Annotated in this window: 10 protein-coding genes; 6 read left to right on the plus strand and 4 right to left on the minus strand. The window is 69.2% G+C overall.

The features are described from left to right. Window positions 1–54: 54 nt before the first annotated feature. The gene (locus IEY84_RS01295) at window positions 55–468 is read right to left on the minus strand and encodes a cytidine deaminase (RefSeq protein WP_183541483.1); all 414 of its coding nucleotides are present in this window, start codon (window positions 466–468) and stop codon (window positions 55–57) included. Between the two features lie 180 nt (window positions 469–648). On the opposite strand from IEY84_RS01295, the gene IEY84_RS01300 reads away from it, so the two are divergent. From IEY84_RS01300 to IEY84_RS01315, 4 genes are all read left to right on the plus strand, one after another. Then, window positions 649–1,737, plus strand: a complete 1,089-nt coding sequence (locus tag IEY84_RS01300; RefSeq protein WP_183541485.1) for a BMP family lipoprotein — start codon at window positions 649–651, stop codon at window positions 1,735–1,737. Window positions 1,738–1,826: 89 nt separating this feature from the next. After that, window positions 1,827–3,341 carry an ABC transporter ATP-binding protein gene (locus IEY84_RS01305; RefSeq protein WP_183541487.1) on the plus strand — a complete coding sequence of 505 codons (1,515 nt, stop codon included), beginning with the start codon at window positions 1,827–1,829 and terminating at the stop codon, window positions 3,339–3,341. Beyond that, the gene (locus IEY84_RS01310; RefSeq protein WP_183541489.1) at window positions 3,338–4,615 is read left to right on the plus strand and encodes an ABC transporter permease; all 1,278 of its coding nucleotides are present in this window, start codon (window positions 3,338–3,340) and stop codon (window positions 4,613–4,615) included. Before IEY84_RS01305 ends, IEY84_RS01310 begins: the two co-directional genes overlap by 4 nt. Window positions 4,616–4,620: 5 nt before the next feature. Then, window positions 4,621–5,904 (plus strand): ABC transporter permease, encoded by a 1,284-nt coding sequence (locus IEY84_RS01315; protein WP_183541491.1) that lies wholly within the window; start codon window positions 4,621–4,623, stop codon window positions 5,902–5,904. Here IEY84_RS01315 and IEY84_RS01320 read toward each other — a convergent pair. Continuing rightward, window positions 5,901–7,094, minus strand: coding sequence for an amidohydrolase (locus IEY84_RS01320; RefSeq protein ID WP_183541493.1), 1,194 nt, complete (start codon window positions 7,092–7,094; stop codon window positions 5,901–5,903). The genes IEY84_RS01315 and IEY84_RS01320 overlap by 4 nt on opposite strands. 12 nt (window positions 7,095–7,106) lie before the next feature. Next, a complete protein-coding gene (gene meaB / locus IEY84_RS01325; RefSeq protein WP_373292276.1) occupies window positions 7,107–8,105 on the minus strand; it encodes a methylmalonyl Co-A mutase-associated GTPase MeaB in 999 nt (332 codons plus the stop codon). A gap of 96 nt (window positions 8,106–8,201) precedes the next feature. Here meaB and IEY84_RS01330 point away from each other — a divergent pair, with 96 nt between their 5' ends. Continuing rightward, window positions 8,202–8,948 carry an SDR family NAD(P)-dependent oxidoreductase gene (locus IEY84_RS01330; protein WP_229788209.1) on the plus strand — a complete coding sequence of 249 codons (747 nt, stop codon included), beginning with the start codon at window positions 8,202–8,204 and terminating at the stop codon, window positions 8,946–8,948. Beyond that, the gene (locus IEY84_RS01335) at window positions 8,945–9,211 is read left to right on the plus strand and encodes a hypothetical protein (protein WP_183541498.1); all 267 of its coding nucleotides are present in this window, start codon (window positions 8,945–8,947) and stop codon (window positions 9,209–9,211) included. Before IEY84_RS01330 ends, IEY84_RS01335 begins: the two co-directional genes overlap by 4 nt. A gap of 96 nt (window positions 9,212–9,307) precedes the next feature. On the opposite strand, the gene IEY84_RS01340 is transcribed toward IEY84_RS01335, so the two are convergent. Further along, window positions 9,308–11,050, minus strand: a complete 1,743-nt coding sequence (locus IEY84_RS01340) for a serine/threonine-protein kinase (protein ID WP_183541500.1) — start codon at window positions 11,048–11,050, stop codon at window positions 9,308–9,310. Window positions 11,051–11,055 lie beyond the last annotated feature (5 nt).

The following is an 11,055-nucleotide window of genomic DNA, read 5'->3' on the forward strand; positions in this document are numbered from 1 at the left end:
CAGGTCCCCTAACGGACGACGCTCCCGACCGACGACCGGCCGTGGACAGCTCGGTTACGCGAGGTCCTCCGGGCCGAAGGCGTCGGGGAGGACCTCGGACATCGGCTTCACGCCCGAGACGGTCATCAGCAGCAGCTCGGGGCCGCCGTTCTCCCAGAGGAGCTGGCGGCAGCGGCCGCACGGCATGATCACCTCGCCGGAGCCGTTGACGCAGACGACGTGGGTGAGCCGGCCGCCGCCGGTCATGTGCAGGGAGGAGACCAGCCCGCACTCGGCGCACAGCGTCACCCCGTAACCCGCGTTCTCGACGTTGCACCCCTGCAGCAGGCGCCCGTCGTCTGCGTAGCCGGCGACCCCGACGGGGTAGTTGGAGTAGGGCGCGTACGCATGTTTTGCGGCGTCGACCGCGTGCGCACGCAGGCCTTCCCAGTCAAAGCCGTCTGCGGCGTACGTCTGCTTCTCGGTCATGGTCCGACCTTAGAGCCTGTCCAGATAACCGAATACAACGAAGGAGGCTTAAGATTCGCCGAGATCAAAAGTTGGTAACCGTTCGCGTAATCCCTGGAATTGCTCGGTCATAGGGGAGAGCGTTCGGACCATGAATGTCCTTTGCGCCGCTTTTCGCGGAGCAACGACCTGGAGGCACCAGTGAAGAACAACATCAAAAAGGCCGCCGCCGGCGGTTTCGCCGCGGTTTTGACCGCTGCCGCGCTCGCCGCGTGCGGAGAGGCGCCGGCCGAGCGCGCCGGAGAGGGGAACAGCGACTACCTTCCCTGCATCGTCTCCGACGAGGGCGGCTTCGACGACAAGTCGTTCAACCAGCTCAGCTACGAGGGCGTGAAGGAAGCCGCCGACGAGCTGGGCGCGAGCTTCAAGGACGTCGAGTCCAACAGCCCCAACGACTACACCTCCAACCTGGAGAGCCTGGTCGGGCAGGGCTGCGACACCATCGTGACCGTCGGCTTCGCTCTTTCGGCGGCGACGATCGAGTCCGCGAAGGCCAATCCGGAGACCGAGTACGTCCTGATCGACGACGCGGCCGACGCCGACTTCGACGGTAAGACCGACGCCGAGAACATCAAGCCGATCCTCTACGACACCGCCCAGGCCGCGTTCCTGGCCGGCTACGTCGCCGCCGACTACACCAAGACCGGCGTCGTGGGCACCTACGGCGGCCAGCCCTTCCCGACCGTGACGATCTTCATGGACGGCTTCAAGCAGGGCGTGGAGTACTACGCGAAGACAAAGAAGAAGGACGTCAAGGTCGTCGGCTACGAAGGCGGCGAGAAGGGCTCCTTCACCGGCGAGTTCGTCGCCAACGAGAAGGCCACCAACACCGCCCGCCAGATCATCCAGCAGGACGCCGACGTGATCCTGCCGGTCGGCGGCCCGATCTACCAGGGTGCGCTCACCGCGATCGAGGACTCTGGCAAGGAGGTCGCCCTGATCGGTGTCGACGCCGACTTCTACGAGACCGACCCGAAGACCCAGGACGTCGTGCTCACCTCGATCCTGAAGAACATGAAGACCTCCACCACGGACGTCGTCAAGGCCGCCGGTGAGGACGAGTTCGACGCGACGCCGTACGTCGGCACCCTCGAGAACGACGGGGTCGGCCTGGCGCCGTTCCACAACTTCGAGTCGAAGGTCTCCGACACCCTTCCGGCCGAGCTCGAGGAGGTCACCGCCGGGATCAAGGACGGCTCGATCAAGGTCAACTCCTACCTCGCGAAGTGACCCAGCTCAGCTGAGCACCTGAGGGGGCCGGGTCACCCGGCCCCCTCACCTCTGGAATTTCTCCGTCCCTGCAAGGAATGATCCGTGCCATGAGACTCGCGCTTCGCGACATCACCAAGCGCTTCGGCTCCCTGGTCGCCAACGACCACATCTCTCTGACCGTCGAGCCAGGTGAGATCCACTGCCTCCTCGGCGAGAACGGCGCGGGCAAGTCCACGCTGATGAACGTGCTCTACGGCCTCTACCAGGCCGACGAGGGCGAGATCCTCATCGATGACGAGCCACAGCGCTTCAAGGGCCCCGGTGACGCCATGGCCGCCGGCATCGGCATGGTGCACCAGCACTTCATGCTCATCCCCGTCTTCACCGTGGCCGAGAACGTCATGCTCGGTCACGAGGCGACCGGTTTCGCCGGCAAGCTCGACCTCGACGCCGCGCGCAAGCTGGTCCAGGAGATCTCCGAGCGCTTCGGGTTCCAGGTGGATCCCGATGCGCTCGTCGAGGACCTTCCGGTCGGTGTGCAGCAGCGCGTCGAGATCATCAAGGCGCTCTCCCGCCACGCCGAGGTGCTCGTCTTCGACGAGCCGACCGCCGTCCTGACGCCCCAGGAGACCGACGAGCTGATGGCGATCATGCGCCAGCTCAAGGAGTCCGGCACCGGGATCGTGTTCATCACCCACAAGCTCCGTGAGGTGCGCGAGGTGGCCGACCGGATCACGGTCATCCGTCGTGGCACCGTGGTCGGTGAGGCCTCCCCCCAGGCCTCCAACGCCGAGCTCGCGGCACTGATGGTCGGCCGTCCGGTCGAGCTCAAGGTGCACAAGGAACCGGCTCAGCCGGGCGAGCGCGCGCTGGTCATCTCCGACCTCGTCGTCGCCGACGAGGACGGCCACGTCCACGTCGACGGCGTCAGCTTCCACATCGACGCCGGCGAGATCCTTGCGGTGGCGGGCGTCCAGGGCAACGGCCAGACCGAGCTCACCGAGGCGATGGTCGGCCTGGCCCCTCACGTCGAGGGTTCGATCAAGCTCGACGGACGCGAGATCGTGGGCCGCTCGGTGCGCAAGGCGCTCGAGGCGGGCATCGGGTTCATCCCCGAGGACCGCCAGGTCGACGGCCTGGTCAGCAACTTCACCATCGCCGAGAACCTCATGCTCAACCGCAGCTATGACAAGCCCTTCGTCTCCGGCGGGTCGCTGAACCTGAAGAAGCTCGACACCTTCGCCAAGGAGAAGCTGGCCGAGTACGACGTACGCGCCCCGGGGGTCTCGACCCTGGCCGGGCAGCTCTCGGGCGGCAACCAGCAGAAGGTCGTCGTCGCCCGCGAGCTCTCGCGTGACCTGCGGCTTCTCGTCGCCTCTCAGCCGACTCGCGGCGTCGACGTCGGTTCGATCGAGTTCATCCACAAGCAGATCGTGGCGGCACGGGACTCGGGTGTCCCCGTGCTCGTCGTCTCCTCCGAGCTCGACGAGATCGCCGCTCTCGCCGACCGGATCATGGTCCTCTACCGCGGGCGGGTCGTGGGCATCGTCCCCGCCGACACCTCCCGCGACACCCTCGGCCTGATGATGGCCGGCGAGACTCCTGAAGGGATCGAGTCGTGAGCGAGAAGGGACCGGAGAACGAGCCGGTCGAGAACGAGCCGGTCGAGACGTCAGATGACCGCATCGGTGAGGGCCTCATGGACTCGTCGTCCGATGCTGACCGAGTGCCGGAGGCGAGCCGCTGGCACCTCGCGCTGCGCGAGATCACCACGGGCAACGCCCTGGTCGCGGTGCTCTCGGTGCTGTTGGCGATGTTCTTCGGGTCGCTGATGATCCTCTTCACCGACGAGGACGTCCGCTACGGGCTCTCCTACTTCTTCGCCCGCCCCTCCGACACGTTCTACTACGGCTGGGAGGCCATCTCGGGGGCGTACGTCTCGCTGTGGCGGGGTGCGGTCTTCAACGACCTGGGCGGCACGTTCACCCAGCAGATCAAGCCGATCACCGAGACGCTGAAGTTCGCTGCGCCGCTGACCCTGGCGGGGCTCGGCATCGGCCTCACCTTCCGCGCTGGTCTCTTCAACATCGGCGGCCGCGGCCAGATGCTGCTCGGTGGCGCCGCAGCCGCGTTCGTCGCGGTCAAGCTCGACCTGCCGATGATCGTGCACCTGCCGCTCGCGATCCTCGCCGGCGCGCTGGTCGCCGCGCTGTGGGGTGGGATCGCCGGCATCCTGAAGGCGCTCACCGGCGCCCACGAGGTGATCGTCACGATCATGCTCAACTACGTCGGCTACTACCTGGTCTTCTACGCGCTGACCCGCGAGTCGCTGCTGCAGGCGCCCGGCTCGGCCAACCCGAAGTCGGCGCCGATGCCGGAGTCGGCGATCCTGCCGGACCTGCTCGGGCCCCAGTTCAACCTGCACGCAGGGTTCCTGCTCGCGGTGCTGGCGACGTTCCTGGTCTGGTGGATCCTCAACCGATCCTCGCTCGGCTACCGGTTCCGAGCCGTGGGTGAGAACCCCGCGGCGGCGAGGGCGGCCGGCATCAACGTCGGGGTCGCCTACGTCAGCGCCTTCATGATCTCGGGTGCGCTCGTCGGCCTGGCCGGCGTCAACCAGGTGCTCGGCTCGGTGACCGACGGCGCGACCAGCGGGCTCGATGCCGCGATCGGCTTCGACGCCATCACCGTCGCGCTGCTGGGGCGGTCGCGACCGTTCGGCATCCTGGCCGCCGGTGTCCTGTTCGGCGCGTTCAAGTCCGGCGGCTTCTTCATGCAGGCCTCCGAAGGCATCCCGGTCGACATCGTCTTGGTGGTGCAGTCGCTGATCGTGCTGTTCCTCGCCGCGCCGCCTCTGGTGAAGGCGATCTTCCGACTCCCCACGAAGGAGGCCTGAGAACTGTGTCTGCTGTCGATCTTCCGGTGCAGGCCGACGCCCAAGGCGTCGCCGAACGGATCCCTGGCCTGTGGAAGCCGCCGATCGTCATGGGCGTGTTCACGATTCTGGTGGCGCTCCTGGTCCTGGTGAGCCCACGCGATGGTGACTCCACCTTCAGGTGGAGCCGGGAAGGCGACTGGTTCGCCATCCCGGACGTCTCGCTCCCGGCCAACCTCATCGTGTGGGTCGCTGTGCTGCTCTGCCTGCTCTGCACGGCGTACGCAGCCTGGCGGTCCTACTCCCGGCTCAAGACGCCCTTGGTGGTGGTCGCCGCGTTCGCCCTGTTCGCGGTGAGCGGCTTCCTGGCGTGGGCGGTCGCGGGCAAGACCCTTCCCGTGGTCGGTCTGCTCGCCGGCGCGCTCGCGTTGGCGGTGCCGCTGGTGTTCGGTGCCCTGGGCGGCGTACTCGGTGAGCGTGCGGGCGTGGTCAACATCGCCATCGACGGGCAGCTGCTCTTCGGCGCCTTCGGCGCGGCGATCACCGCCTCGCTCACCGGCTCGCCGTGGGCGGGGCTCGTCGCGGCGATGGTCGCCGGCATGCTCGTCGCGCTGCTGCTCGGCCTGTTCGCCATCACCTACTGGGTCGAGCAGGTCATCGTCGGCGTCGTCCTCAACGTGCTCGTGATCGGGTTCACCAGCTTCATGTTCTCCCAGGTCCTCTCGGAGAACGCCGGCACGCTCAACAACCCGCCGCACTTCCCGCGCCTGGAGATCCCGCTGCTGTCCGGAGTCCCGGTCCTGGGCCCGATCTTCTTCCGCCAGACCATCCTGGTCTACGTGATGTACGCCGCGGTCTTCCTGGTCGCCTGGGCCCTCTACCGTTCCAAGTGGGGCCTGCGGGTGCGCGCGGTCGGCGAGCACCCGAAGGCCGCCGACACCGTCGGCATCGACGTGATCGCCACCCGCTATCGGACGGTGCTGCTGGCCGGCGCGATCGTGGGCATCGGCGGTGCGACGTACACGCTCGTCTCGGTGCCGTCCTTCGGCCGTGAGATGACCGGCGGCGCGGGATACATCGCCCTGGCTGCGGTCATCTTCGGGAAGTGGGATCCGATCAAGGCGACTCTGGCGGCGCTGCTGTTCGGCTTCGCCTCGAACGTCGAGTCGGTGCTCTCGGTCATCGGCTCACCGGTGCCGTCGCAGTTCATGCTGATGCTGCCGTACGTGGTGACCATCTTCGCCGTCGCCGGCCTGGTCGGCCACTCCAGGGCACCTGCCGCCGACGGCGTGCCCTACCGCAAGGGCTAGCGGGGCTCGCTCAGCGTGCGGTGGGCGGCGGCGGCCAGGACCTTGGCGCCGACCCCCACCGCTCGCTCGTCGATGCGCAGGTCGCCCTGGTGGAGGTCGTAGGTGGGGCCGCCGGGGGTGCGCACGCCGAGGCGGAACATCGAGCCCGGGACCTGCTCCTGATACCAGCCGAAGTCCTCGCCGCCGAGGCTCTGGGCGGAGACGACCGCCCCGCGCTCGCCGAGGATGTCGCGGACCGTGGCGAGGAGGATCTGGTGGGAGGTCTCGTCGTTGCTCACCGGCGGGACACCCCGGGTGTAGTCGACCGCAGCCGTCACCCCGTAGGGCGCGATGATCTCCGCGACGACCTCGCGCACCACGTGCTCTACCTCGCTCCAGGCGTCGCTGTCGAGGATCCGCACCGTCCCCCCGACAGAACCGTGGGCGGGGATCACGTTGTGGGCCAGGCCGGCCGAGACCTTGCCCCACACCACGCTGATGCCGGCTCGGGGATCCATCCGCCGGCTCAGGATCACCGGCAGCTCGGTGGTGACCTTCGCGAGCGCGAAGACCAGGTCGCCGGTCAGGTGCGGGCGCGAGGTGTGTCCGCCGGTGCCGCTCAGATGCACGTCGATCACGTCGGACGCACTGGTCAGCGAGCCGGCACGGACCCCGACGCGCCCGACGTCGACGGTCGGGTCGCAGTGCAGCGCGAAGATCCGCTCGACGTCATCGAGCGCACCCAGGCTCATCAGGTGCAGCGCACCGCCCGGCATGACCTCCTCGGCGGGCTGGAAGAGCAGGCGTACGCCGCCGGGCAACGGTGACTCCCGGTGCAGGTCGGCCAGCGCCAGCCCCGCACCGAGCAGGGCTGTGGTGTGCACGTCGTGGCCGCAGGCGTGCGCGACGCCGGGAACGGTGCTCGTCCAGACGTCGGTGGTGACGTCGTCGACGGGCAGCGCATCCATGTCGCCGCGCAGCGCGACGACCTTGGTGTCCTTCCCGTCCCCGCCCAGATCGGCGATCAGGCCGGTCGTGGACGGCCTGTCGACCTGCCAGCCGGCCTTCTCGAGCCGCTCGACGATCAGCTCGGTGGTGCGATGCTCCTGCCAGGAGAGCTCCGGGTGCGCGTGGATGTCGCGGCGCAGGTCGGTCAGCTCGGCGTCGTAGGCATCGACTCGCTCGGCGAGGAAAGCAGCAGGCTCCAGCATGGTTCCGCCAGACTAATCGTTGTCGTAGGCGGCGAGGATCCTGTCCGCTGCCACCGTGGCCGGAAGCTCCCCGGAGAGCACCTCTTCGCGGACCTCGTCTCGGATCGCCTTGACGCCCGAGGAGTGCTTGAGCCGCTGGTCGAGCTCGTCGCGGACGAGCGCCCAGGTGAAGTCGAGCTGCTGCTCGGCGCGCTTGGTCCTCAGCCCGTCCTCGCCGAGGTGCTTGCGATGGGCCATGACCTGCTCCCAGACGGAGTCGACGCCGTCGTCGTGCAGCGCCGAGGCGGTGATCACCGGCGGTGCCCACTCCTCGCGCGAGCGCACCAGCCGGAGCGCGCCGGCGAGCTCGCGCGCTGCCGCGCGCGCCTCCTGCGCACGGTTGGGATCATCGGGGTCGGCCTTGTTGACCGCGATCACGTCGGAGATCTCCAGGATGCCCTTCTTGATGCCCTGCAGCTGGTCGCCGGTGCGTGCGATGGTGAGGAAAAGGAACGTGTCGACCATCCCCGCGACCGTCACCTCGGACTGCCCGACACCGACCGTCTCGACCAGCACCACGTCATAGCCCGCCGCCTCCAGCACCGCCATCGCCTGCACGGTCGCCCTGGCGACACCGCCCAGCGTCCCGGCACTGGGCGAGGGCCGGATGAAGGCGTTCGGGTCGACGCTCAGTCGGGCCATGCGGGTCTTGTCTCCCAGGACCGAGCCGCCGGTGCGTACCGAAGAGGGGTCGACCGCCAGCACGCCGACCTTGAGGCCGCCAGCGGTCAGCCGGCTGCCGAGCGCCTCGATGAAGGTCGACTTGCCGACCCCCGGGACTCCGGAGATCCCGACCCGCACGGTGTCACCCGCAGGCAGGCGAGTGAGCAGCTCGCGCGCGATGTCCCGGTGCTGCGGCTTGGTCGACTCCACCAAGGTGATCGCCCGTGACACCGCCGCCCGTCTACCGTCGCGGATGCCGTCGAGAAGGTCGTGTACGTCGGGCCCAGGCATGGCCAGCACCTTAGCCAAATCATCGGCATGCGGATCGTTCGGCTCGACCATCGAGCCGAACCCGCCAACTAATTCTTTGGACCACGATCATGTCCGGCTCTACGCTCGGCCACCGTGACCGAGGTGACGAGAACAGCAGTGGTGACCGGTGGCGGAACTGGTCTCGGACGCGCGATCGCGAGGCGGCTCGCCGCCGACGGGCTTGCCGTGACCATCGTCGGGCGGCGAGCGACGACGCTGAAGACCGCGGCCGAGGAGATCAACACCGCCGTGCACGCAGATCGGGTGACGTACGTCGTCGCCGACTGTGCCGAACCAGGTGACGTGCGCGCCCTGGCCGATGCCTGCCCAGACCGTCTGGACGTGCTCGTCCTCAATGCCGGTGGCTTCACTCCGGCGTCCGGCGACGACCTGGAGTCCCTGGCCTACGAGTGGGCGGCGGACTACCGGCTCAATGTGCTCACCGCGGTGCTCCCGGCCGAGGCTCTGCTCCCCCGACTCGCCCGTCCCGGCGGCCGGATCGTCGCGATGAGCTCGATCTCGGCACTACGCGGCCACGGTTCGTACGGAGCCGCCAAGGGCGCCATCAACACCTGGATCACCGGGCTCGCGGCCGAGGTCGCGGCGGACGGGATCACCGCCAACGCAGTCGCCCCCGGCTTCGTCCCGGACACCGAGTTCTGGGACTCCCGCCGCAGCACCGAGCTGATCGAGGAGCGGACCTCCCGGATCCCGGTGGGCCGCCCGGGCACGCCTGACGAGGTCGCCGCCCTAGTCGCTCACCTGACCTCACCTGACGCCGGTTTCACCACCGGCCAGGTCGTCGGTATCCACGGTGGAGCGCTTCTTGCCCGACTGTGACCGGCAGCGCCGCTGCGTCACGGAAGAACGTGAAGGCCGCGGCTTCGAGCCACTTCGCGAAGCCGCTCGTCGAAGCTGGCGAGCGACGCCGCATGCGCGGTGGCGGCCACGAGGACACAGCAGTCCGGCATCTTGAGTGGAGTGGCGCCCAATCAAGCTGGCCAGTCCTCGCGCAACTCTTCGAGATGACCCTCGCCGCGTCGCCGCGCAGCCAGCTGATCGGCCTCCTCACGTTCGAGGGCCTTCGCACCCTCCTCGGCTAGGGCCGCGATCAAGGCACCACGGGACTTCCCGGGCCAACGACGTTCCGCTGCCTCGAGGGCGGCGATCCCGGAGGTGGTGCACCGCGGTCACGGCCGTCAGCGAGCGCGCCGCAGGACATCGCGGACGGCATCCGGCAGCCGACCCGCCCGACCTTCATCGAACGGGACCCAGGAGACGCCCATCTGCAGGGCGTACAAGGCGACGGCCACAGCGATGATCGCCAGGCCGACGACGGCGACGACCCACCGCTGAGACGGCGAGGACGCCGCCCGGGCGACCGGGCCGAGGGTGTCGCGGACCCGCTGCGAGGCTAGCCAGGCGGCGGACATGAAGGTCATCGCCGCGGCATAGAGCACGGCAGTAGTCGGCGCACCGAAGGCCAGGCAGCCCACCGCGACGGCCACAGCGATCACCCCGGTCAACGCCGTCAGCACCGCCGTGCCGGGGATCGCGCGAACCAGGTCCCAGGGCGAACGGATGAGCGCCCACATCCCGTCGTACCACTTGCGTCCACGGGCCTCGCGGCGCTTGGAGAGCTGGTCGGCGGCGAGCGACACGGCCCGCAGCAGCCAGAGCCCGGCGCAGAGCAGGGTGGCACCCAGGAACGGGTACGCAGCGACGACCCCGGCGAGGATCGCGGCGAGCGCGACCAGGACCAGGAAGTGCATCGGCCCCGGCCAGCGCTTCAGGTTGGCGTGCTTGCTGGGCGGGCTCCAGCCAGGCTCGGGTGACGGGGCCGGCGGCGGTGCCGACTGCGGGTCGAACCGGCGCACCATCACGGGCTCGATCGCTGCCGCCGCGTCCGTCACCGCGTCCGTCACCGCGTCCGTCACCGCGTCCGTCACCGCGGTCGGCGGCACCTCCTCGGCCTCCGCCACCTCGGTCACGGCATCGTCTGCTGCGTCCGGATCGACGAGCGTCGGCCTCGGCTGCTCGACCGCTGTCGGCGCCATCGCCAACGGCAGCGTCACCGGCAGCACCTCCGTCACCGCGGCGGCATCACGCCCCGACCACGGCTCCTCGGGCTCCATCAGCCACTCCTGCAGCTCCTCGAGGCCCGGTCGGTCGGCGGGGTCGGTCGCCAGCGCGGCCGCCAGGACCTCCCGCATCGAACCCTCGATCCCGCCGAGATCGTGCTGGCCGCGGCGTACCCGGTCCAGGACGGCCATCGACGGCCCCGTCCCGAACGGCGGCCGGCCGAGCAGCGCATAGGACGTCGTGGCCGCCCACGAGTGCACGTCGCTGGCCGTCGTCGCCGGCACGCCTTCCAGGATCTCGGGCGCCAGGTAGCCCGGGGTGCCGACCAGCCACCCGGTCAGCGTGATCTTGGGATCGTCGGCGACCCGCGCCAGCCCGAAGTCGATGAGCACCGGCGTACGTCCCTCCATCACGACGTTGGAGGGTTTCACGTCGCGGTGGAGGACCCCGGCGTCATGACAGGCCGCGACACCGTCGGCGAGGCAGCGGGCCAGCCAGAACCGGTCCTCGCCGAGGATCGGTCCGTCGTCCTTGATCCGGTCGTACAGCGTCGGGCCGGGCACATAGCGGGTGGCGACGTAGGGCAGGTCCGCATAGGGGTCGGCATCGAGGATCTCGGCGATCCAGGGGCTGTGCACCTGCCGCAGCGACCGGACCTCGCGCTCCAGCCGGGCACGGGTCTCCTCGTCCCCCACGACATGCGTACGCAGCACCTTCAGCGCCACCCGCTCGCCGGTCTCCTCGTGGCGGGCCAGATGGACCACGCCCATGCCGCCCTCACCGAGCTTGGTGAGGAGCTCGTAGTCGCCGACCCTCACCAGCCCGTCCGCGGATGCCCGCCCGGGGCGCAGGTCCGTCACACCTC

It is taken from the genome of Nocardioides albus, from assembly GCF_014648255.1.
GTDB classification, from domain to species: domain Bacteria; phylum Actinomycetota; class Actinomycetes; order Propionibacteriales; family Nocardioidaceae; genus Nocardioides; species Nocardioides albus.